Annotated in this window: 16 protein-coding genes and 1 pseudogene; 13 read left to right on the top strand and 4 right to left on the bottom strand. The window is 63.6% G+C overall.

Going from position 1 to position 22,024, the window contains the following annotated elements; genetic code table 11:
• Nucleotides 1-36 precede the first annotated feature (36 nt).
• Both ACIU1A_RS24840 and ptsP read left to right on the top strand, forming a co-directional pair.
• The gene (locus tag ACIU1A_RS24840; RefSeq protein ID WP_140501604.1) at nucleotides 37-417 is read left to right on the top strand and encodes a PTS glucitol/sorbitol transporter subunit IIA; all 381 of its coding nucleotides are present in this window, start codon (nucleotides 37-39) and stop codon (nucleotides 415-417) included.
• 52 nt (nucleotides 418-469) lie between these two features.
• Nucleotides 470-2,440, top strand: coding sequence for a phosphoenolpyruvate--protein phosphotransferase (ptsP, locus tag ACIU1A_RS24835; protein WP_404925505.1), 1,971 nt, complete (start codon nucleotides 470-472; stop codon nucleotides 2,438-2,440).
• Between the two features lie 19 nt (nucleotides 2,441-2,459).
• Here ptsP and ACIU1A_RS24830 read toward each other — a convergent pair whose 3' ends face one another.
• Nucleotides 2,460-3,260: a hypothetical protein gene (locus ACIU1A_RS24830; RefSeq protein ID WP_404925504.1), complete on the bottom strand. Its 801-nt coding sequence runs from the start codon at nucleotides 3,258-3,260 to the stop codon at nucleotides 2,460-2,462.
• Between the two features lie 156 nt (nucleotides 3,261-3,416).
• Between ACIU1A_RS24830 and ACIU1A_RS24825 the strand changes: the two genes are divergently transcribed.
• A complete protein-coding gene (locus tag ACIU1A_RS24825; RefSeq protein WP_140554317.1) occupies nucleotides 3,417-4,427 on the top strand; it encodes a sugar-binding transcriptional regulator in 1,011 nt (336 codons plus the stop codon).
• Here ACIU1A_RS24825 and ACIU1A_RS24820 read toward each other — a convergent pair.
• The 3 genes and pseudogenes from ACIU1A_RS24820 to ACIU1A_RS24810 all read right to left on the bottom strand — a co-directional run bounded on the left by ACIU1A_RS24820 (nucleotide 4,414) and on the right by ACIU1A_RS24810 (nucleotide 7,607).
• Nucleotides 4,414-5,264, bottom strand: a pseudogene (locus ACIU1A_RS24820) (TIGR01459 family HAD-type hydrolase). The gene ACIU1A_RS24825 and the pseudogene ACIU1A_RS24820 overlap by 14 nt on opposite strands.
• Entirely contained in the window at nucleotides 5,261-6,562 is a 1,302-nt protein-coding gene (locus ACIU1A_RS24815) for an FGGY-family carbohydrate kinase (protein ID WP_404925503.1), read from the bottom strand. Before ACIU1A_RS24815 ends, ACIU1A_RS24820 begins: the two are co-directional and overlap by 4 nt.
• 1 nt (nucleotide 6,563) lies before the next feature.
• Complete coding sequence (locus ACIU1A_RS24810) at nucleotides 6,564-7,607, bottom strand: class II aldolase/adducin family protein (protein ID WP_404925502.1); 1,044 nt, start codon at nucleotides 7,605-7,607, stop codon at nucleotides 6,564-6,566.
• 187 nt (nucleotides 7,608-7,794) lie between these two features.
• Between ACIU1A_RS24810 and ACIU1A_RS24805 the strand changes: the two genes are divergently transcribed.
• The 10 genes from ACIU1A_RS24805 to ACIU1A_RS24760 all read left to right on the top strand — a co-directional run bounded on the left by ACIU1A_RS24805 (nucleotide 7,795) and on the right by ACIU1A_RS24760 (nucleotide 21,827).
• Nucleotides 7,795-8,577, top strand: a complete 783-nt coding sequence (locus ACIU1A_RS24805) for a DeoR/GlpR family DNA-binding transcription regulator (RefSeq protein WP_404925501.1) — start codon at nucleotides 7,795-7,797, stop codon at nucleotides 8,575-8,577.
• Nucleotides 8,574-9,941, top strand: a complete 1,368-nt coding sequence (locus ACIU1A_RS24800) for an FGGY-family carbohydrate kinase (protein WP_140627864.1) — start codon at nucleotides 8,574-8,576, stop codon at nucleotides 9,939-9,941. Before ACIU1A_RS24805 ends, ACIU1A_RS24800 begins: the two co-directional genes overlap by 4 nt.
• Entirely contained in the window at nucleotides 9,938-11,509 is a 1,572-nt protein-coding gene (locus ACIU1A_RS24795) for a sugar ABC transporter ATP-binding protein (protein ID WP_140525813.1), read from the top strand. The genes ACIU1A_RS24800 and ACIU1A_RS24795 overlap by 4 nt, the downstream gene beginning before the upstream one ends.
• Nucleotides 11,506-12,504, top strand: coding sequence for an ABC transporter permease subunit (locus tag ACIU1A_RS24790; RefSeq protein ID WP_140501584.1), 999 nt, complete (start codon nucleotides 11,506-11,508; stop codon nucleotides 12,502-12,504). Before ACIU1A_RS24795 ends, ACIU1A_RS24790 begins: the two co-directional genes overlap by 4 nt.
• Before the next feature lie 80 nt (nucleotides 12,505-12,584).
• Nucleotides 12,585-13,523 (top strand): ABC transporter substrate-binding protein, encoded by a 939-nt coding sequence (locus tag ACIU1A_RS24785; protein WP_140517934.1) that lies wholly within the window; start codon nucleotides 12,585-12,587, stop codon nucleotides 13,521-13,523.
• A gap of 72 nt (nucleotides 13,524-13,595) precedes the next feature.
• On the top strand, nucleotides 13,596-14,489 hold the full coding sequence (locus tag ACIU1A_RS24780) for a sugar phosphate isomerase/epimerase (RefSeq protein ID WP_140525814.1): 894 nt from the start codon (nucleotides 13,596-13,598) through the stop codon (nucleotides 14,487-14,489).
• A 312-nt stretch (nucleotides 14,490-14,801) separates the two neighbouring features.
• Nucleotides 14,802-15,155: a cupin domain-containing protein gene (locus tag ACIU1A_RS24775; protein ID WP_140501578.1), complete on the top strand. Its 354-nt coding sequence runs from the start codon at nucleotides 14,802-14,804 to the stop codon at nucleotides 15,153-15,155.
• 937 nt (nucleotides 15,156-16,092) lie between these two features.
• The gene (locus ACIU1A_RS24770) at nucleotides 16,093-17,670 is read left to right on the top strand and encodes an alpha/beta hydrolase (protein WP_404925500.1); all 1,578 of its coding nucleotides are present in this window, start codon (nucleotides 16,093-16,095) and stop codon (nucleotides 17,668-17,670) included.
• 867 nt (nucleotides 17,671-18,537) lie between these two features.
• A complete protein-coding gene (locus tag ACIU1A_RS24765; RefSeq protein ID WP_140625667.1) occupies nucleotides 18,538-19,677 on the top strand; it encodes a helix-turn-helix transcriptional regulator in 1,140 nt (379 codons plus the stop codon).
• Between the two features lie 368 nt (nucleotides 19,678-20,045).
• Complete coding sequence (locus ACIU1A_RS24760; protein WP_404925499.1) at nucleotides 20,046-21,827, top strand: hypothetical protein; 1,782 nt, start codon at nucleotides 20,046-20,048, stop codon at nucleotides 21,825-21,827.
• The last annotated feature ends 197 nt before the right edge of the window (nucleotides 21,828-22,024 follow it).

Below are 22,024 nucleotides of genomic sequence, written 5' to 3'. Positions count from 1 at the left end.
CCCCCTCGAGAAAAGTAAGGAAATGAGGTTCGCCATATGACGGTTCTGCTGAGAACACGGGTCACTTCCATCGGGCCTGAAGTGGCGGACCTTGCCGAAGGGGGCGTGCTCATCCTGTTCGCGGATGGCTCGCCGCCGGAGCTTGCCGAGGTTTCCGTGCTCCACAAGACGGAACTCGGGCCCAGCGAAGGCGCGCCCCAGAAGGGCGCGTCGATCACCCTTGGACCTGTTTCCGCGACAATCACGGCAGTCGGCTCCAGCGCCTGGAGCAAGGTGCTCGAGATGGGGCATGTCGTCATCTCGTTCAATGGCGCCACCGAGGCCGAGCGGCCGGGCGAGATCTGCGCTTCGCAGGTCGACACCCAAGCGCTCGTGGCCGCCCTGAAGACAGACGCGATCATCACCATCGCCGCCTGAAGCATTCGCGCCGCGACCCATGTCGGCGCGGCGCCACAACAGAGTATTTGCCATGGAACGCTCGACCATCGTCAGAGTGCATGAAGGTTTGCACGCCCGTCCCGCCACGCGCTTCGTCAAGCTTGCCAAGGGTTTCGAATCCGATGTCGAGCTGGTCAAGGACGGCAAGGCGGTCAGCGCCAAGAGCTCGGTCAAGCTGATGCTGCTGGCGGTGAAGGAAAACCAGGAAGTCACCGTGCGGGCGAATGGCGCGGACGCCATCGAGGCGATCGAGGCGCTGATCGGCTATCTCGAGAATCCGAAGGCAGGTCTCGACGATGACGATCCGCAACCGGCCGCCAACACGGGCGAGGAAACTGTGCCGGCGTCCGAACCCGTACCGGCTGTTTCAGGCGTGGCCGGTTTGCGCGGCGTCGCGGCGAGCGAGGGCGTCGCCATCGGGCCTGCCTTCGCGCATTTTCCGCCTGACATCGCTGGACAGGGCCGCATGCTGCGGGCGGAGGAGATCGCCGGCGAGATCGACAGGTTCCGCGCCGCCGCCGCCGCCGTTCAGGCGCGCATGGACAAGGCGCTGGCGCAGGACACCCTGTCCGCCGGAGATCGCGGCATCATCGCGGCGCTGCGGGACATCGCCGCCGACGACAGCCTGACCGGCGAGGCCGAGAAGGCGATCAAAAGCGGAAACGATGCGGTTTCGGCCGTCATCACCGCCGCCTCCACCATTGCCGCCGATTTCAGCGCGGTCGACGATCACTATCTCAACGCGCGCGCCGACGACGTGCATGCGGTCGGACGACAGATCTGTCTGGCGTTGCTCGGCCAGGATGACGCCAGCCTCGAAAATATCCCCGAAGGCGCCATCCTGATCGCCGACGACATAGGCGCCTGGGACCTGGCGCGGGCGCCGCTGAAGCGCATCGGCGGGGTGGTGTGCGGCCATGGCGGGGCCACCTCGCACATTGCCATCATCGCCCGTTCGCACGGCATTCCGGCAGTGCTGGGCCTTGGCGACCAGGTCAATGCCCTGCGCAGCGCGCGGGAGGTGGCCGTGGACGGCAATGGCGGGCAGGTGATCGTCGACCCCGATGCGGCGACCCGCGCGGACTTCGCCGCCCGCGTCGAGACGGCGGTCAAGGAGCGCGCCGGACTGGCCGTCTTCAAGACCGTGACGCCAAAGCTCGCGGACGGCAGGATCATCGAGGTCGGCGCCAATATCGGCTCGCTGGAGGAAATCGAGGCAGCGCAGGAAGCCGGCGCCATGGGCGTCGGCCTGTTCCGCACCGAGCTTCTGTTCATGCGTCATATGCATCTGCCCTCCGAGGACATGCAGGCCGAGACCTATGCGGCGCTGGCCAAGGCATTCGCCCCCTATCCGGTCATCGTGCGCACGCTCGACATAGGCGGCGACAAGCCGATCGCCGGCATCGAATTTCCCGACGAGGAAAATCCCTTCCTCGGCTGGCGCGGCATCCGCATGTGCCTCGACCGGCCCGACATCTTCAAGCGCCAGCTACGGGCGCTGCTCAGGGCAGCCGTGCACGGCAACATCAAGGTGATGTTGCCGATGGTCTCCGACATATCGGAGGTGCGGCAGACGCGGGTCCTGGTTGCCGAATGCGCGGCGGAACTGAAGGCGCAAGGCGTGCCGCATGCGGCGTTCGATCTTGGTGTGATGATCGAAACGCCGGCCGCCGTTCTGATCGCGCCGGCGCTGGCGAAAGAGGTGTCGTTCTTCTCGATCGGCACCAACGACCTGACCCAGTACATCATGGCCGCCGACCGGCTCAACCCGACCGTGGCCAAGCTCAATGATGTCGCCAACCCGGCCGTCATGTCGGCGATCGAGTTGACGGCAAGAGCCGGCGTGGCCGCCGGCATCATGGTGGGCATGTGCGGTGAGGCGGCCGGACGCCCCGACCTCATCCCGGCCTTTCTCAAGATGGGGCTGACCGAGCTCTCGATGAGCCCGGCCTCGATCCAGCGCGCCAAGAAGACCATCGCGGACATGGCGCTCGGGCGATAGTCTCGGCCAGAACCGGCAGCTACGGCAAATGGGCAAGCAAGGTGGCGAAGACAGGTGTCAATTCATCGACCGGGCTCGCCTTGGCACAGGCCTTGACGATGCGGTCGTGACGGATGCCGGCCGCCAGAACAGCGGTCTCCAGCATGTCGGGCTCAGGCGCACCGTCGCTGGCCGTGGTGGCCAGGCCGCAGGCCAGGACGACGGGGGCCAGGCAAGCTATGTCGAGCGCCCGGTCGCCGATTGCATCCGGTTCGGCTTCGACAAAGCGGACAGGACGGTGGTTGAGGCACTCGACCAGCAGCGCCGCACAGGCAGCGGCGACGGCCGGCAGCGCGGCGGGGCCGGGTCTGGCGGGTATCGCGGCCAGCAGACCGGCGTGGCGTTTTTGCATGGCGGCGTGGACGGCGGCGAAATCCGCCTCGTGGATCCGGGCATTGTCGATCTTCAGGGCGGCGAGCACGGTCCTGGTCAGATAGTACATGTCGCGCCGGAAGACGCGCTCGGCGCTGGACCGGCGTTCCTCGTTGCCGGCCGGGAAATAGATGCCAAGGCCTTTCACAGTCGTTCCGTCGATCTTCGTCGGGCGGTCATGCGGGACAAGGGATTCGGCGATCGACAAGGCTTCGTCGACGGCACTGGCGGCATGGCCGAGCAGGCCTTCGATGCCTTTGCCCGGGAACGGCGGCAAATGGCTGGTTGCTTCCCGCACGAGATTGGCCTCGCTGTCGCTGTCGTGGCGGCTCTGGCGAATGATGTCGCGGACGTCGCGCAGCCGGTCCTTCAAATTGACGCGGACATCCTTGGAGATTTGTCGGAGCATCGCGAATCGCCTCGAAAACGTCTACCGGCCTCGGCCGCCGAGAGCCGGCCGCTGACCCTACATTGTTCCTATCGATTGGTAGATCAATAGGCGATATTAAACCAGCGTGGAGAATCGGCGAGTGACTCCTACATCGCCGAGCGGGGAGACAGACAGTTGGGCAGGCGACGGCAGGGCGATAGCGAAAACGGCGGGGCCGAGGCGCCCGAACAGGTCGTCAACGAGAGCCGTACGGACCGCCTCAGGATCCGCGCCGCCTGGATGTATTTCGTCGAGCAGATGACGCAGAACGAGATCGCCGACGTGCTCGGCGTCGGCCGCGTCACCATCGTGCGCATGCTGGCGGAGGCGAGGTCCCGCAACGAGGTGAAAATCACCATCGAAAGCGAGTTGTCAGAGATCGTGCGGCTGGAGCGCGCGCTGGAGCGCACGTTCGGCCTGAAGCAGGCGCTGGTGGCGCCGCTGACCGCGCCCAATGCCGATCCGATCCCGGCGATCAGCGCCAAGACCGGGATTTTCCTGTCCGATACGATGAAATCCGGCATGCGCGTCGGCGTCGGCTGGGGTCAGACGCTGTTCTCGAGCCTGCCCTTCATCAGCGCCAAATCGCTCACCGACTTCAAGGTGATTTCGCTGCTGGGCGGTGTGGGCGTCGTGCGCCGCTACAACCCGGCCGAGTTCGCCTGGCGCTTCGCCCAAATCTTCCAGGGCGACGGCTACCTGATCCCGACGCCGGCCGTCGTCGACAGCGTCGAGACCAAGATCGCGCTGGTCGAGCGTTGCGGCCTGCAGGAAGTTTTTGAGATGGCCAACGTGCTCGATGCCGTTCTGCTGAGCGTCGGCGGTATCGCTTCGGCCACCACCTTCTCTCGCGGCGGCTTTCTTAAGGAGGCGGACCGCGAGGCCTTGGTTGCGCGTGGCGCCGTTGGCGACCTTCTGTTCCATTTCTTCGACCGCAATGGCGATTTGGTCGACCATCCCGTCAACAGCCATGTGATGTCAGTGGAGGTCGATCGGCTGCGCAAGGCGCCGATCCGCATTCTCACGTCCGGCGGCGAAGAGAAGACAGCGGCGCTGCTCGGCGCCATGAACTTGATCGCCCCGACGATCCTGATCACCGACGAGGAGAGCGCAAGGCGCATGCTCGAGGCGGTCAACGGAAGCTGAAGGACCCCGTGACGTAGTCCGGCCAGGCCTGCTGCTCGTCGAAGACCGCGATAAGATCCGAAGCGTCCGCCAATATCCCGCTCAGGACCAGCGCCGTGGCGATGCCGGAGCCGTTTCCCCCGCTATGTCATGCTCGACACTGTCGCCGACGCAGACCACGCTGGCACGGTCGGGCTCGCCGGCCAGCGCCAGTGCGGCATCGAAGATCGCCGGGCCGGGCTTGCCGATGCGGGTGACGCTGCCGCCCAGGCTCTCGTAGAGATCGGCGATCTCGCCGGCGCCGAAGCGAGGCCCGACCGCCGTCAGCATGATCTTGTCGGGATTGGTGCAGAAGCATGGCACCTTTCGCGCCGCCGCCGGCGCCAGCAGGCGGCGATAATGGTCCAGGTCGTAGCGGTCGCCCTCGCTGGCCGCGATCAGTACCAGGTTGGCGGTATCGCCGGCTCCGGTCAACACAAAAGGCAGGCCCTCGATCGCTGTGCGGTCATTATCGCGGCTGATCAACAGGCAGTTCGTGCCGGGCCGCAACGCTCCGGTCCCCGCCATTTCGTGGAAGGATCGCCACGCCACCTCGCCGGAGGAAACGAAATGATCCCAGCTTCCGGCCTCGAAGCCGAGCCTCAGCAAACGGTCCTCGTTGGGCTTGGCGCGCCTGCCGGAGTTGGAGACCAGCACCACGGTCTTTCCGGCGCGCTTCAGTGCCGCCAAGGCCGCCACCGCGCCGGGATAGGGGGCCGAGCCGTCATGCAGCACGCCGAACTGGTCGACCAGGAAGACCTGGTAGCGCTCCGCCAGCGGTCCGATGCCGTCGAGGCGTTCAGCCAGTTTTCCGCTCATAGCAGCCCCGCCTCGTTCGCACCCTTCAACGCCAGCCGCGCCGTTCCGGCAGCGGCCTCGTCCGACAAAGCCGGCAAGAACGCAACGCCGAGCTTACGCTGCCGGATCGCGCTCCACGCCGGATTTGCCGCGCCGCCGCCGACGCTGCGCACCGAAGTCAGCGCCGGCGCGCCGAGCTCGCCAAGCCGGCGATAGCCGAGCGCTTCGATCGCGGCCATGCCTTCGAACATCGCCTTGAGATAGTCGGCATCATCCGCCGGGCGTGGGACGAGGCGCGAGGGGAGCGCCGGATCGGCGATCGGGAAGCGTTCGCCCGATGTGGCGAGCGGATAATAGTCGAGGCCGGTCTCGGTCGCAGGGTCGATCATGGCACTGAGCTCGATGATGCGCGCGAGCGGAAAATGCTGCGCCAGCACCTTGCCGCCGGAATTCGAGGCCCCGCCGGCCAGCCAGGCATTGCCCAGCCGATGGCTGTAGATGCCGTATCGCGGCGCCGAGATCGGCCGGTCGGACAGGATCTTGATGGTAAGCGACGATCCAAGCGCCGTGACCCCGTCGCCGACCCCTGCCGCACCCGTCGCCAGGAAAGAGGCGCAGCCATCGGTCGTGCCGGCAACGACGGTCACGTCGCGGGCCAAGCCAAACAGATCCGCCATGGCCGCGGTGAGCGTGCCGGTCACGTCGCCTGGCTCGACGACGTCAGGCAGCAAATCCATGCGCATTCCGGTCGCCGCGATCCAGTCCGGCCAACGGCGGGCCTCGACATCGTAGCCGGTTTTCAAGGCGTTGTTCTCGTCGCTGATGTCGAAGCGGCCCGAGAACTGTCCGGCGATCCAGTCCGCCTGATGCAGCACCGCCGCCACGCCCGGCAGATGCTGGAAGTGAAGCGCCTTGGCGAGGCCTGAGGTCGCGCCGTGCGCGGCGCTGCCCGCCGGCGCCTCGCGCGCGATCGCGGCCAGTATATCGTCGCCGGCGACCTTGTCATTGTACATCAGCGGTTCGGCGAGCGGCCGTCCGGCACCGTCGACCGGCAGCAACGTGCCCGAGGTGCCATCCACGGCGATGGCGCGGACTGCGGTTCGGTCGATGCCCGCAATCAACTCCGCCAGCGCTGCCCGGACCGCTTGCCACCAGGCCGCCGGACTGCGTGGATCCTGGCCAAATGCGTCGAGGCGGACGGCGGCTTGGCCGGCAATTGAAAAGTCCGGACGCATGGCTACGGCGCGGGCGCCCGAGGTGCCGATATCGACGCCGATGACGAGACGATCCGAGAGAGGCGAGCCGGCGACGGGCGACATGTCAACCACCGGAGGCGTTCAGTTTCTGGCGGTACTGCTCGGCGTCCCAGTTGACGAGTTCGTCGTTCTCCGCCTCGGTAAGGTAATTCAACGTCGCCGTGACATCGACCCGCGCCGTCACGTCGGCAAGGCAACGCTGCATGGCGTCGGCGCCGGCGCTGGCATTGGCGCGCATCAGGACGCCGAGGCCGGGGAACAGGATCGACGCGGGCTGGGCGCCGCGACGCCTGACGACAGCGGCGACGTCCTCGCCGGGCGCAGCCACCACCGAACCCTTGCCGAGGAAGATGACATGGTCGGGATAGAGGCTGCCGCCCGATGCCATGCGGCGGCTGTCGGGATCGATGGCGACCGCGTGCGCCTCGGTGTCGATGGGCAAGCGGTAGCCGGAATTTGCGGCAAGCGCGGTCAGTGCCGCGATGTCGGGCGCGGCCGCTTCGCGCGGCGCCCTTGCCAGAAGCCCGGTGACGCGGCGCAACAGCGCCTCCGCTCCGGTGACGGTCTCGGCCGCGACGACGAGACCGTGATTGCCCAGGATCAGGACATCGATGCCCGGCCGCAGCCTTTCGGAGATGCCCTGGGCCAGCGGCAGGCCCGGCCGCCGGTAGGGGACATAGGCCCATTGGATGCCTGCGAGCCGGCGCGCGGCCAGGACCTCGCAATCGGCTTGCACCGCAAGCGAAATGGTGTCGACGCAGTGGACATGCAGGACCACGCGCTGCGGCATCAAGGCATGCACCGTGGTCTCGATCGAGGGACGCAGCCCGCGCGGGTTGAGCGCGCCAATGGCGAAGGCCTGAGGCTGGTCGGCGGCGGGGTCGCGTCGTTCAACCGCCTCGAGCAATGGCGCCATCGCCACCGGCACCATGATGTCATCGGCGAGCGCGTCTTTCAGCCAGGTCCCGGAAGCCTTGATCCACAGCGTGTCTCCGGCTTTCAGCGAGGTGTTGCCGCCGGCGGCCTGGGTCAGATGCGGATCCTGTCCGATGGCGGCCGAAAGCGCCCGCAGCGCCGCCAATTCCTGCGCATCCGCCTGGGTCGCCATCACGCATCTCCTCCAACAATCCGACAACCGTCGAATGCGGTGGTCGGGCATTCGACGGGTTGATATCGCAGATAAGAGTGAGTTCCGTCAACCGTGATCGAATGCCGTCAGTTGCGGCTTGCAATCGAGCTAATGTTGAGTAAGTTACACCAACTGCCGTCACAGAACGGCGTTTTGGAGAAAACAGTTGAGCGACTCCGGCCGCCAGCGTCAGATCGTCGAACTGTTGCGTGATCGCCCCTTCGCCTCGGTGCGGGAGCTGCAGGAGCGGCTCGGCGTTTCGGCCGCGACGGTGCGGCGCGACATCGACCGGATCGACGAGGCGGGCGAGGCGCGCAAGGTCTATGGCGGTGTTTCGGCGCTGGACGGCACGTCGCAGGCCGGCGTCGCCTATGCCCGGCCCTATGACGAGAATCGCGACCTCGCGGTCGAGGCCAAGCGGCAGATCGCCAACCTAGCCGCGACCATGGTGCGCGACGGCGACGCGGTCATCGTGCATGGCGGCTCGACCTGTTTCCATCTCGGGGTCAAGCTCGCCGAGCGCAGCATCCGGCTCTACACCAACTCGATGCCGCTGGCGGCGTATCTGAGCGATCATGGCCATTGCAGCCTGACCGTTGCCGGCGGCGACCTGCATCGCGAGCCGGGCATCATTCACTCGCTCACCCATCCGGCACCTTTCTACGCTTCGAAGTTCTTTCTCGGCGCGCAAGGCATCGGCCAGGAAGGCTTGCTGGAATCGCACCCGCTGCTGGTGCGCTCGATCGTCGAGCTTAGCCAGTGCGCCGACCAGATCGTCGTGCTGGCCGACAGCCGCAAGCTTTCGATCCAGGCCCGTAACGTTGCGCTGCCCCTGTCGCGCATTGGCACGCTGGTCACCGACGACGGTCTTTCCGATGCCGACGCGCGCATGCTGGAGGATGCCGGCGTCATGGTGCGGTTTGCTTCGACCATGGGAGCCATCGCATGAAGGTCGCGGTGCTCGACTTCGGCAAGACCAATTCGAAGCTGTTCGTCTTCGGCCAGGACGGACGCATTCTCGACGAGCGCCGGACCCAGCCGAAATGGACGCGCCAAGGCGGCTTCAGCGTGCTCGATGAGGCCGACCTCCACGATTGGGCGCTCGGCGCCGTCACCGCTGTGATCGAAAACCATGGCGTGGAAGGGGTGATGGTGTCGGGCCATGGCTGCACCTTCGCCCTCGTGGACGACGCGGCGCTGACGCATCCGATCCTCGACTATGAGCAGGAGCCGCCGGCCGAAATCGCCGCGCGGATCGATCGCCGCATTCCGGACTACGCCGAGACGTTCTCGCCGCGGCTGCCGCTCGGTTTCAACTACGGCCGCCACATGCTGTGGCTGCAGGAGGCCGCACCCGACGCTTTCGCGACGGCGAAATGGATCCTCGGCTATCCGCAATATTGGAGCTGGCGCCTTGGCGGCAGGCCGGTTTGCGAAGTGTCCTATCTCGGCTGCCATTCGCATCTGTGGGCGCCGCGTCGTCACGATTTTTCCTCACTGGTCGACGCCGAGGGGTGGCGCCACCAGATGCCGGCCTTCGCGCGTGCGGGAACTGTCATCGGCGAGCAGGACTTCGGCAGCGCGGCACGGCCGCTCGCCATCCACAACGGCGTCCACGACTCGAATGCCGCGCTCCATGCCTATCGGCGGCAGGGGCTGGGCTCGGTGACAGTGGTTTCGACCGGCACCTGGGTCATCGTGCTCAATCCCGACTGTCCGCTCGAGGCGCTCGACCGCGATCGCGACATGCTGGTCAATGTCGATGTGGACGGCGGCCCGGTGCCGACCATCCGCTTCATGGGCGGGCGCGAATTCGCCGCCATCAGCGACGGCTGGCAAGGCCCGGTCGAAGGCGCGGCGGTGCAGCGGGCGATCGATGCCGGCATGATGGCATTACCGAGCTTCGCGCCGGGCGGGCCGATGCCAGGCCGTTCGGGCCGGCTGGTCGGACGCACGCCTGATGCCGGCGAGCGTGCGGCCGTGGCACTGCTCTATGTCGCGCTGATGCTCGACCTCTGCCTCGACCTCATCCATTCCAGCAACACCGTGATCGTCGACGGCGGTCTCAACACTGGCGGCCTGCTCGCCAGCCTGCTGGCGCAGCTGCGGCCGGAGCAGGCCTTCATGCAGGGCGCTTCGCTGCAAGGCAGCGCCACGGGCGCTGCGGCCCTGGCTTTCGAGAGCGTCGGGCGTGAATTCGCCGCCGAGCCGCCGGAGCCGGTGAAAGCAGTGCGCTTCACCAGCCTCGCCGGCTACCGCGACGGCTGGCGCGATCTGGTCGCCGGGACCGCCGGCAAGGTCGCAGCCCGATGAGCGCGCAGGCCAGGACGGAGACAGCCGGCATGGGGGCGGAACGCCACCCGGTGCTGGAAATGCGCCATATTTCGAAGACGTTCGGCGCGATCCGCGCCCTGCAGGATGTTTCGCTTACCGTCCAGGCCGGTGAGCTGCACGCGCTGATGGGCGAGAACGGTGCCGGCAAGTCGACGCTGATGAAGGTGCTTTCGGGCGCCTATCGTCCCGATCCCGGGGGCGAGATCCTGATCGATGGCATGCCCGCCGCGACCGGCGATCCGATCAAGGCGCGCGCCAGCGGCGTCGCGGTGATCTACCAGGAACTGTCGCTGGCGCCCAATCTGACCGTGGCGCAGAACATTTTCCTCGGCAACGAACCGCGCCGTTTCGGCATCGTCGACCGCGACCAGTGCAACCGGCGCGCGACCGAGATCATCGGCCGGCTCGGCGTTTCCTTTTCGGCGCGTGCCCTGGTTTCCGGCCTGTCACTCGGCGAGCGCCAGCTGGTCGAGATCGCCCGGGCGCTGTCGACCAATGCGCGCATCATCGTCATGGACGAGCCGACCACGTCGCTGACCTCGCGCGAGACCGAGCGGCTGTTCGAGGTGATCGCGACGCTGAAGGCGCAAGGCATCGCCATCATCTACATCAGCCATCGCATGGAAGAGGTCTACCAGCTCGCCGACCGCGTCAGCGTGCTGCGCGACAGCGGCTATGTCGGCACGCTGGAGCGCGCCGACCTCAGCGCCTCGCGGCTCGTTTCGATGATGGTCGGCCGCGATCTCTCGGCGTTCTACAAGAAGGATCACCGCCCGCCGGGCGAAAAGCGCGCCGTGGCGCTGTCGGTGCGCGGCATGTCCGACGGCAGGCTGCTGAAGGACTGCTCCTTCGACCTCTATCACGGCGAGGTGCTGGCGCTGGCGGGCCTCGTCGGCTCGGGCCGCACCGAACTTGCCAGGCTCATCTTCGGCGCCGACCGGCGCAGCGCCGGCACGCTGGAGCTCGACGGCAAGCCGATCGCCATCGGCTCGCCGCGCGAGGCGCTCGATGCCGGCATCGCCTATCTCACCGAGGACCGCAAGGAACTCGGCCTGTTCCTCGACATGTCTATTTCCGACAACATCAACATGGGCGTGCTGGCCAGGGATGCGCGCGCCGGCGGCTTGCGGGACTTCGCCGCCGCCGACAGGCGCGCTGCGAAAGCCGTCGCCGATCTCTCGATCCGCACCCGCTCGGCGCAGGCCAATGCCGGTTCGCTGTCGGGCGGCAACCAGCAGAAGGTGCTGCTGGCTCGCCTGCTGGAGACCGAGCCGAAGGTCGTCATCCTCGACGAGCCGACGCGCGGCGTCGATGTCGGCGCCAAATCGGAAATCTACCGGCTGATCGACGATCTCGCCAACCGGGGCATCGCCATACTGATGATCTCCAGCGAATTGCCGGAAGTAGTCGGCGTCGCCGACCGGGTTCTGGTGATGCGCGACGGCGCCATAGCAGGCGAGGTGACGGCATCCCGGGGCGAGCCGCTTCGCCAGGAAGCAATCATGGAACTTGCGACGGGAGCGGCCCAAGAAGGACCGAAGGAATGACCGACAGAACGACCACGACGACGACAGTGGACCAGGCGGCAGTCAGGAGCCGGCGGTTGCGCACGGCTTTGGCCGCGCTCGGCATGCTGCCGGTGCTGGTGTTGCTGGCGGCCGGCTTCCAGTTCATCAATCCGCGTTTTCTCACCGGCACCAACCTGTTGATCGTCACGCAGCAATCGTCGATCAACATCGTGCTCGCCGCCGGCATGACCTTCGTCATCCTCACCGGCGGCATCGACCTGTCGGTCGGCTCGATCCTTGCCGCTTCCGCAATGGTGGCGGTGCTGGTGTCGCTGGTGCCGGACTGGGGCCTGCTCGGCGTGCCGGCGGCCATTCTGGTCGGTCTCGGCTTCGGGGTCATCAACGGGCTGCTCATCGCCTATATCAGGCTGCCGCCCTTCATCGTCACGCTGGGATCGCTGACCGCCGTGCGCGGCGTCGCCCGCCTGCTCGGCGAAGACACGACCGTGTTCAACTCCGACCTGCCGTTCGACTTCATCGGCAACGGCTCGCTGTTCGGCGTTCCCTGGCTGGTCATCATCGCGCTGACGGTGGTGGTGGTGTCGTGGCTGGTGCTGAAACGCACCGTGCTCGGCACCTGGATCTATGCCGTGGGCGGCAATGCCGAGGCGGCGCGGCTGACCGGCATCAAGGTGCCGCTGGTGCTGCTCTTCGTCTATGGCGTGTCCGGCCTGCTGGCAGGTCTCGGCGGCGCCATGTCGGCGGCCAGGCTCTATGCCGCCAACGGCCTGCAGCTCGGCCAGTCCTACGAACTCGACGCCATCGCCGCGGTCATCCTGGGCGGCACAAGCTTCGTCGGCGGCGTCGGCTCGATCTGGGGCACGCTGATCGGCGGGCTGATCATCGCCGTGCTGTCCAACGGGCTCATCCTGGCCGGCGTCTCGGACATCTGGCAGTACATCATCAAGGGATTGGTCATCATCGTGGCGGTCGCCCTCGACCGCTACAGGCTCCAGGCAGGGGCAAGAACGTGAGTGACCTTGTCGCCGGCATCAAAGACCGGCTTGTGTAACGCACCGTGAGAGGCGCGGGGCATCAGGAGGAAGTAAGCGTAATGAAGACCATCGCCAAACTGCTCTGCGGCGCCGCGTTCGCGGCCGTCGCCATTGCGCCGGCATCGGCCAAGGACCTGAACAAGGTCGGCATCTCGGTCGGCCTGCTCGGCAACCCCTTCTTCGTCGCCACCATCAAGGGCATCGAGGACGCGGCCAAGAAGATCAATCCGAACGTCGAGGTGACGTCGGTGTCGGCCGACTATGACTTGAACAAGCAGGTCTCGCAGGTCGATTCCTTTATCGCCGCCGGCGTCGACGTCATCATGCTCAACGCCGTCGATGCCAAGGCGATCGCGCCCGCGGTGAAGAAGGCGCAGGCGGCGGGCATCGTGGTCGCGGCCTTCGACGTCTCCGCGCCAGGCGCCGACGTCACCGTGATGACCAACAATGTCAAGGCCGGCGAGGAGGCCTGCCAATATCTGGTCGACCAAACTGGCGGCAAGGGCAACTACGTCATCCTCAACGGTCCGGCGTCCTCGTCGATCCTGGAGCGCGTGAAGGGCTGCAAGAACGTGCTTGCCCAGCATCCCGACATCAAGATCCTGTCCGACGACCAGAACGCCGAAGGCTCGCGCGACGGCGGCCTGAAGGTGTTCCAGTCGCTGCTGACCCGTTTCGACAAGATCGACGCGGTGTTCGCCATCAACGATCCGACGGCGATCGGCGCCGAGCTCGCCGCCAAGCAGCTCAACCGCTCGGAGTTCATCTTCACCGCCGTCGACGGCGCGCCGGACATCGAGAAGGAACTGGCATCCGGCAAGTCCATGATCAAGGCTTCTGCCTCGCAGGATCCCTACGTGATGGCCGGCCAGTCGCTGACGATGGCCGCCGACGTGCTTGCCGGCAAGAAGCCGGCGGAGCCGGTGGTGCTGCTCGATCCGAAGCTGATCACCGCCGAGAATCTGAAGGACTACAAGGGCTGGACCGCGGCCCGCTGATCAGTCCAAGGCGGACGCGGCCGGGCTGACCTGCCGCGTCCTCCTCATTTCGTCGCAAAACCGGAGACGATCATGTCGCGCATCGGAATCCACTCTTTCGTCTGGTCGGCGAGCTCGACGCAGGTCGAGCTCGAACGCACGCTGGCCAACACCAAGGAGGCCGGCTTCGACCTGATCGAATTCTCCTATCTCGACCCCGCCAATGTCGATATTGGCGGGCTCGCCAAGCGCATCGCCGATCTCGACCTCGGCGTGGCGATCAGCATCGGCCTGCCGGTCGACGGCGACATTTCGAGCGCCGACAAGGCGGTCGCCGCGCGCGGCGTCGGGATCCTCAACGACACCATCGCCCTGACGCGCGACCTCGGCGGCCAGAAGGTCGCCGGTATCCTCTCGACCAGCCACGGATTGCAGACCGAGGCGCCGACGCGAGACCAGTGGAACCGCAGCGCCGGGACGCTGGCCAAGGTCGCCGAAACCGCGAAGGCGGCAGGCGTCACGCTCAACCTCGAGATCGTCAACCGCTTTGAGAGCAATCTGCTCAACACCGCCGCGCAAGGGCTGGCCTTCATCGAGGACACCGGCTCCGACAACATCTTTCTCCACCTCGACACCTTCCACATGAACATCGAGGAGGCCGATGTCGGGCTGGCCATCCGCCATGCCGCCGGCAAGATCGGCTATGTCCATATCGGCGAGAGCCATCGCGGCTTCCTCGGCACCGGCAATATCGACTTCGCCGCGATATTCGATGCGCTGACGGCGATCGGCTATGCCGACGATCTCAGCTTCGAATCCTTCTCCTCGGAGATCGTCGACGAGAACCTGTCGAAGAAGACCGCCATCTGGCGTAATCTGTGGACGGACAACATGGCGCTGGCCAAGCACGCGCGCGCCTTCATCGGGCTGGGAATGGAAACGGCAAGGCGCAAGGCGGAACTCGTCGCGGCGCGCCACAAGCCCTGAGGATTTCAGACTGAGGAGCAGCAGGAATTGCCAAATCGCCCACCCCAGGCGCGGACGCGCCTGGTTCCTGGTGCAAGGCCGCGAACTCAGCTTCATTGACTGTGAAGGCAGTTAATGCTACAAATTGCCTATGGTGCTGAGTCGCGCCAGGGACCCGCCGAGCAGGCGGTTTTTTTCGTTCAGAGCTCCGTCAAACAGTGCGAAGGCGCCGGTGAACCCGGATTGGTTGCCCTGGTCCCCCTGGCGGCATTGCCCACGCCACGCGTAACGGCTATCCGACGGTGCGACAGCGAAGCAAAACGGAGCCCCGGCATGACGAACAAGACGATCCTGAAATTCGGCACCGTCGAACACGCGGAAGCCGGCGACCTGCCTGGCTGGATCGCGGTCGAGGGCCGGCCGACCATGCAAACCGCAGTCCAGCACACGACCGCGGACGGCAAGGTGATCTCCGGAACCTGGCGCGCGTCGCCCGGTACGTATCACGCCACCTACACCGACTATGAGTTCGTGCACATGATCGCGGGCCGCATCATCATCACGCCCGACGGCGGCACGCCGGTCGAAGTCGGCCCCGGCGACGCCTTCGTGGTGGAAGCCGATTTCAAGGGAACCTGGAAGATCATCGAGCCGGTGACGAAGCATTTCGTGGTCAGGGTGGGCTGAGGCAGGCTGTCAGACAGACAAGCCAGCCGCTCGCTGGCCTTTGATACCTTTCGTCAATCCCGGCCATCCTCGCATGTCCACGCAACTGGCGGGGCCGTGACTGGCGCCCGGTTGGAGCGAACGGGACCAGAATGCCGGCAGGGCGAACGGTGTCCGCCTTGCTCATCGTGCCATCGCGTGAGACCCCACGGCGAGCAACCCCGCTGTTGGAGCACGCGGAACAACAGGATCCGTGGTCATTTCATTGTTTAGTGAGGAAGGCCTTGCAAGCCGGCGTGACTTCGCTGAGGTGCTGTTTAAGGCAGCCTTGCGCCTTAACTTCGTTGTCCATGTGGCACACCCGCTTGGCGTCCGCTCTACAGGGTGTCTTGTAGGCATCTTTCGCTAAAGCGGCGTCGGTGAGAAAAAGCGATATACAAGCCAAAAGCGCCAGTTGGAGTGACTTTCGATTCCGCATGGTTGTGTTCCCATCGTGAGTGCAGAAGCGCGGTCTTTATATGCGTTAATGCTAAAGAATGGGAATCCACCATAAGGAGGAGGGTGCGAGCACCCGCGCAAAATCGGATGAGCAATGTAGCGCAAAACACGGCTTACATAAGCGCAGTGCTGACCAACTGTCTCGCGCACGGCTCAATCAAAAGCGCTAATATAATCTCCGGTTTGTCGAGCTTGTTTCCAATTTTGTGTTGGAGTAACCCAATATCGCTTGGGAACACGAAATGGAGAGAGTCGTTAGGCTGCGTGCAGGGTAGGTTTTTTCCTGCCATTTTTCTGAAACACGGAATTGTTCCTTGGCAATGTCGGGGGGAAGACTCTCCGTCTTGAATAAAATAACGAAGCCGTGATTATGGGCGTTTTATTCCTGATTTGTCGATGACGCGAAGAATATTCGATCCGTAATCGAGCAGTTTTCATATACTTATAAATGAGGGGCGAGATGTCTACCGTGTTTAGACGCGCGTACATCAAACCAGGTTGGTGTTTTCTTCTCGTGGTCACGTCGGTTGCGTTCCTCATTTGCCTGGGGGGTGGGGAGCTCACTGCGGGTGAGTTCAAGAAAACCAGCTGTTGGTTCGAAATTCCCCGGGATCGGGCAATGACGTGTGGGACCGTGAATGTTCCAGAAAATCGAAAGAAGACGGGCGGTACCGAGGTCGTCCTGTCCGTGGTCGTATTCGAACCGGACCGCGAACGGCACGAACCGGTGGTGTTTCTCACAGGAGGACCGGGGCAGCCTACCGACATTGCCAATAGCGACGACATCGATGGATGGTGGGAATTCATCGGCGCCCAGAGTTGGATGATCGGACGCCGAGTAATCGTCGCTGATCAGCGGGGTATCGGAAAGTCCGCTCCCGCCTTGGACTGTTCTCAATATTTCAAGCCCGATCATTGGAACGCCATTCTCTCGAGCGTTGAGGTCGAAACCACCTTTAGCAAGCTCAAAAAAGATGAAGTTCTTGCATGCAGGACGGCGTTGATCGCAAAGGGCATTGATCTTGATGCCTACAACACTGAGGAGAATGCGGAGGATATTGATGACCTTCGGAAGGCTCTCGGGATAGAAAAGTGGGTTCTCTATGGCGTCTCGTATGGCACCAGGCTTGCACTCGAAGTGATGAACCAGCACCCCGAAGGGGTATCGGCGAGTATACTGGATTCAGTTGTTCCTCTGGACATCAATTACCTGAACGAAGATGGGCCGAATCTCGACCGATCGTTAAAATTGCTAGAGCGAGACTGTGAGGCAGCGAACAGATGCATGAATGGGATATCCAATGCTGTTCAGCTTGTTGCAAGACAGCTGGATCGGCAGCCTTTGCTCTTGCGCAGCACAGATAAAGAGGCGCGCTACACATATGTCTCCGGGGCAGATTTCCTCGAGCTTATATTCGGCATTTTATACGATCGCGATGCGCTCCTGACCCTGCCGGAGCTGATCGAGAGGACATACAAACAGGATTTCAGACCCCTGGCGGAGATACTTTTCGATGCTGACGACCTGGAGATCTCCCAAGGTATGGACTTCTCTGTAAGTTGTTCCGACAGCGATCTCCCCGATCTGAATGGCAAGCAGGACAAATACTGGTCGAAATGGGTTGAGCTGAACGACTACTCCTGGGCATGCCCTCTTTGGATGCTTGAGAACGGGCCAGCATCGCAGGTGCAGCCGCGCCGCACTGACATACCCACTCTTCTGTTGTCGGGAGAATATGATCCAGCAACGCCGACAGCATGGGCGGACCACGCGGCGAAGACCCTTCCTTTCGGCCAGGTGGTGGTCTTTCGGGGGATCGGACACGATGTCATTGATTCCGATCCGTGCGGGTCGAAAGTAGTTGCTGATTTCCTTGCAAACCCCAAGCTCAAGTTGAAGACTGAATGTATCGGTGAGATGGGGGCCCCGCAATTTCCAAGCCCGCCAAAGGAACTGTGGTCGGGAGCGGAGGCACTACACTCTATATCAGCAAATCGCTCAAGGCAGGACAGGTTGAGATTTCGATTTGGGCAATGAAATTCCTCTTAGCCAAAATTGTGAAATCCGATATTTTGCTGACGACGAAGTTAAGCTAAAGCGGAACTCGCAAATCAATTAAACACTACGGTAGCATCGCTTAAGGACCCCTCTCGTCTTGCGGGTGGAAGTCGCGTGCGTGTCGCATTTCGATTATCAAATTCCGAAGTTTCACAGAAATTGTAGGAGGATCGAACAGTGTTTACGTCTCGTCGTGTATTGCTTTCGGCCTTGGGTGCAAGCATCGCATACGCCGCCTTTGGTGGCATCGCGCGTGCGAAGGGCGGTGGCGGGGGAGGAGGAGGAGGAGGAGGAGGAGGTGGCGGCGGAGGAGGCGGAGGCGGGGGCGGAGGCGGCAAGGGTGGGAGCGGCGGCGGAGGCGGAGGCGGCAAGGGTGGGGGCGGCGGCAAGGGTGGGGGCAAGGGTGGAAGCAAGGGGTCAAGTCGTGACGGTGCGATGGAGATCGAAACCGGGCTGATACCCAGTTCAGTCAACGCAACAAACCCTACGCAGGTAAGATCTTTCAAAATTTTCGAAGGCAAGGGATGTCGCCGCGACTACGCACGGTTTTGCCCGACGAAACCGATGGGTAAATGCGACCTTGAAAGCCAGATCGAACGGCTTTCACCTGCGTGCAGAGATTTCGTCGAGAAGCATCGGTGAAGTTGCGTGGCTATTATGCTAATGTAGCTATCTCTCATTCGATGCGTCAGTCTGACGATAGGTCCTCAGCTGACCGTCTGTCGAGCATGGCCGCGGGAAATAAACATCCCTGGCCGGAGCCGGTTGCGGGGCCTGTAGCTGGAGGGCCGTCGACGGGCCATGAGGAGAAAAGGGCGAGAAACCGGGATCGCGACGCCAAATCCTATGTCCGACAATCGGAACATTGCCGCTGCGATCGAGGCTTGCTACGACGCCGCGTTCGAGTTTAGGCAGTGGCCCGCAGCGCTTCAAATGCTGGCCCACTCCCTAGGAGCCACAAGTTGCGTTATCCGCACCTGCGATCCAACTCACCCGTTTCGTAGCGATCAGCGATCGCCGACCGCGCTCAGACCCGATTCGACCGAACATGCCGAATTCGCCGCCCTTTGGATCGAAAGAATCGAAGGTGCTCCCGATCCGCATGAACGTAGACCGCGCAAGAGGTTGGCAAAACTGACAGACAGCTTCGTTGTCGAGGATGAGATCACCACTCGTGATGAGCGCGAGGTTCTCCCTTATTACCAAGAAATCGCGCGTCCAGGCGACCGGGAATGGTGGGCTGCAATAGACTTCATGGTGAAGGATCGAAGGTGGATGCTCTCGATGTTTCGTGACGCTCATAAGGGGCCATTCTACCGGAATGAAGCCGAGGATTTCTTGGCGATCGTTCCGTCGATGGTTCGCATCATCAGTGCTGCGGAAAAGGTTTGGGAAACGGCAGTCGAACCGAACCTGGCCATTCTGGATCGGATGGGAAGCGCAGCGCTGTTGCTGAATTGCCGAGGCCGCGTCACCCGCTACAATAAACACGCGGAAGCTCTGCTTGGTACTGGCCTCGTTATCCACGGTGGTCGTCTCCGGGCGGCAGATCGGCCCAGTGATTCACGCTTGCAGAAATTGATCGCAGGCGTGGTCAGCCAATGCGGCGACTTGAGCGACGGGGAGCCCGTTTTGATTGCTCGCGAGGGTTCGCCATGGCTTCTTGCTGAAGCCATTCCGATGACCTCGTTCGTCCATGACCTCTTTAACGGCGGAGACGCGCTCCTCTATTTTACCGATCTTGTGGCCGAACCGGCGCTACCCAAGCAACTGATAAGGCACGCCTTTCAACTAACAGCAGCCGAAACGCGGCTGGCCTGCCGCCTTGCCGATGGCCGAGGTATCGGCGCGGCAAGCTCTGCCCTGGGAATTGGCCGTGAAACCGCCAGAACCCAGCTCCGTGCAATATTCTCGAAAACAAGCACCGGAAGTCAGGCGGAACTCGCGAAGCTCTTGTCCCGATACCAAGGGTCCTCCACGCATTGAAGTCGCGGTGTCACCCGTTCGGGTGAAGCCCTGACGGTCCAAGGGTTGCACTCTGCGCTGAATCGGGGCCGTGGCACTTCACAACAACAGGCGCCGGTCTCGATCCGATACGTCTCAAGCGGGGCGGGCGGTCAGACGATATTTGGTTTTTGCAACGGCGCGTGCCTGAATCCCTCTGGTGTCCGACTAGTGCCTTCGGGCCGAAGAGGTGAGCAGAAAACATCGCGTCCGCTATTACATTAGCAGTAGGAAATATATTGCCAAACGGCGGCGCGAGGCGGATCATCAACGCCCGCACCTCCGATCGAGAATTGGAAAGACAGGGCTGATCGGAGCTTGCCGATCGTACCGAACGCCAGGAGGTTCAGATGAAACTGCGTGCTTGCCTGCCAAGTGCAGGATGGACAGCTATTGCCTTAGTGAGTTTCGGCACAGGTGCTGCCATTGCTTACGCCGCGGACAGTCCGTTGCAGTCGCAGCTTGCGGCGCCAAGAGTATCGTTGCCGGGGGAACTCGACATCACACACTGCGTCGCTCTGGCCGCTGCCGGCCAATCACTGGCCCCGCAAGACTTGAAGGCCTACGAGGAGGCCCAGCCGCCATTGTGGGATGACCTGGGCTCCCTGAGCTATCCGATCAGCACAAAGAGCGCCGATGCCCAAAAATACTTTGACCAGGGGCTGCGGTTCGCCACCAACTTCAATCACGCGGAGGCGCGACGCGCCTTCCGCAAGGCACAAAGCCTCGATCCCGACTGTGCGATGTGCTTCCTCGGCGAGGCACTGGTCCTGGGCCCGAACATCAACGTGCCGATGGATCCCACGGCAAATGCACCAGCGATCACTGCTCTTCGAAAGGCGCAGGCGCTTTCATCCGGTGCCACCGAGAAGGAGCGGGGACTGATCGAGGCGGTCGCCACGCGGTATTCCGAAGATCCCAAGGCCGATCGAAACACCCTGAACGCCGCCTTCGCCGATGCAACTGCGGCGCTTTCCGACAAATATCCTGACGATCTCGAGCTCGCTGTGCTGGCCGCAGAGGCCGGCATGGACACGCAGCCTTGGGACTATTGGCAGCCGGGCGGCAAGGAACCCAAGGGCCGCACCGCCGACATCCAGAGGCGGCTGGAAGGCGTTCTCGCCAGGAAGCCCGACAATCCGATGGCGATTCACCTCTACATTCATCTTGTTGAGGCCTCGGATCGTCCGGAGCGCGCCGAGCCCTACGCGGACCGGCTAGCAGCGCTGATGCCGGGGGCCGGACACATCGTCCATATGCCGAGCCACATCTACTATCGCGTCGGCCGCTACACGGATTCGCTGAAGTCCAACGAAGCTGCCTCGAAAGTGGACGAGACCTATCTCGCCGAAACCGGCGCTACCGGTGTCTATCCGCTCGGCTACTATTCCCACAACGTGCACTTCGTATTGGTTTCGGCCCAGCTCCTCGGTGACTCGAAGACGGTGCTTGCAGAGGCTGAGAAGCTGGACAAGTTTCTGACTAACGAGGTGGCCACGGCAATACCGATCGTGCAGCCGGTGAAGGCAGCTCCGTATTTCGCCTGGGCGCAATATGCCAAACCCGATGCGATCCTGGCTAAGGCCGAGCCGGCCGGCGCGCCGCCTTACATCACATCGATGTGGCACTATGCGCGCGGCGTCGCCCTGGCCGAGAAGAAGGACGCCTCGGGCGCGCGAGTCGAGGCGGACGCCATCCACAAGATCGCTCAGGAAACCGACTGGTCGGTGCACGATGCCTGGGGAATCCCGGCATTGTCGGTCCTGCAAGTGGCCGAAGATGTCGTACGTGCCCGCGCTGCGCAGGCCGAGAATGACGTCGGCGGCTCGATAGCCTTCTGGAAGAAAGCGGTCGAAACGGAGGACACGATCCCCTACATGGAGCCTCCGTACTGGTATTATCCCGTGCGGCAGTCCCTCGGTGCCGCCCTCCTCAAGAACGGTCAGCCGGCGGACGCGGCGAAGGAGTTTGTGGCGGCGCTCCACCGCGCACGCAGCAGCGCCTGGGCACTGTTCGGGCTGCAGCAGGCGGCGGAAGCCCAAGGCGATACTGCCGCCGCAACGAAAGCCGCGGACGAACTTTCCAAAGCCTGGAAGGGCGATCCGGGCATGCTGACGCTGGAACGGCTCTGAACCTCATCCCGGACGGGACCGCTGCGGTCCGTCGACCGGGCTCCAACCAATCAACCAATTTCCGATTTGTCGGAACGTCTGCAAGCGCTTTTCTGACGTTATTCGAACGGTAGAAATCCGCATGCAGGTTCCGTACAGATGACCGATGCGACCCCAGTGATCGGCTCTGGTTTCAGTCCGATTCAGGTCCGACAGTA

It is taken from the genome of Mesorhizobium maamorense, assembly GCF_044998965.1.
Classification (GTDB): Bacteria; Pseudomonadota; Alphaproteobacteria; order Rhizobiales; family Rhizobiaceae; genus Mesorhizobium.
This window is presented reverse-complemented; position numbering and strand designations above follow the sequence as displayed.

Excerpts from the sequence above, each read along its gene's own strand:
- ACIU1A_RS24815 (WP_404925503.1), bottom strand. The coding sequence starts at position 6,562 with ATGTCGCCCGTCGCCGGCTCGCCTCTCTCGGATCGTCTCGTCATCGGC.
- ACIU1A_RS24810 (WP_404925502.1), bottom strand. The coding sequence starts at position 7,607 with ATGGCGACCCAGGCGGATGCGCAGGAATTGGCGGCGCTGCGGGCGCTT.
- ptsP (WP_404925505.1), top strand. The coding sequence starts at position 470 with ATGGAACGCTCGACCATCGTCAGAGTGCATGAAGGTTTGCACGCCCGT.
- ACIU1A_RS24770 (WP_404925500.1), top strand. The coding sequence starts at position 16,093 with ATGTCTACCGTGTTTAGACGCGCGTACATCAAACCAGGTTGGTGTTTT.
- ACIU1A_RS24800 (WP_140627864.1), top strand. The coding sequence starts at position 8,574 with ATGAAGGTCGCGGTGCTCGACTTCGGCAAGACCAATTCGAAGCTGTTC.
- ACIU1A_RS24785 (WP_140517934.1), top strand. The coding sequence starts at position 12,585 with ATGAAGACCATCGCCAAACTGCTCTGCGGCGCCGCGTTCGCGGCCGTC.
- ACIU1A_RS24795 (WP_140525813.1), top strand. The coding sequence starts at position 9,938 with ATGAGCGCGCAGGCCAGGACGGAGACAGCCGGCATGGGGGCGGAACGC.
- ACIU1A_RS24775 (WP_140501578.1), top strand. The coding sequence starts at position 14,802 with ATGACGAACAAGACGATCCTGAAATTCGGCACCGTCGAACACGCGGAA.
- ACIU1A_RS24830 (WP_404925504.1), bottom strand. The coding sequence starts at position 3,260 with ATGCTCCGACAAATCTCCAAGGATGTCCGCGTCAATTTGAAGGACCGG.
- ACIU1A_RS24780 (WP_140525814.1), top strand. The coding sequence starts at position 13,596 with ATGTCGCGCATCGGAATCCACTCTTTCGTCTGGTCGGCGAGCTCGACG.
- ACIU1A_RS24760 (WP_404925499.1), top strand. The coding sequence starts at position 20,046 with ATGAAACTGCGTGCTTGCCTGCCAAGTGCAGGATGGACAGCTATTGCC.
- ACIU1A_RS24765 (WP_140625667.1), top strand. The coding sequence starts at position 18,538 with ATGTCCGACAATCGGAACATTGCCGCTGCGATCGAGGCTTGCTACGAC.
- ACIU1A_RS24840 (WP_140501604.1), top strand. The coding sequence starts at position 37 with ATGACGGTTCTGCTGAGAACACGGGTCACTTCCATCGGGCCTGAAGTG.
- ACIU1A_RS24790 (WP_140501584.1), top strand. The coding sequence starts at position 11,506 with ATGACCGACAGAACGACCACGACGACGACAGTGGACCAGGCGGCAGTC.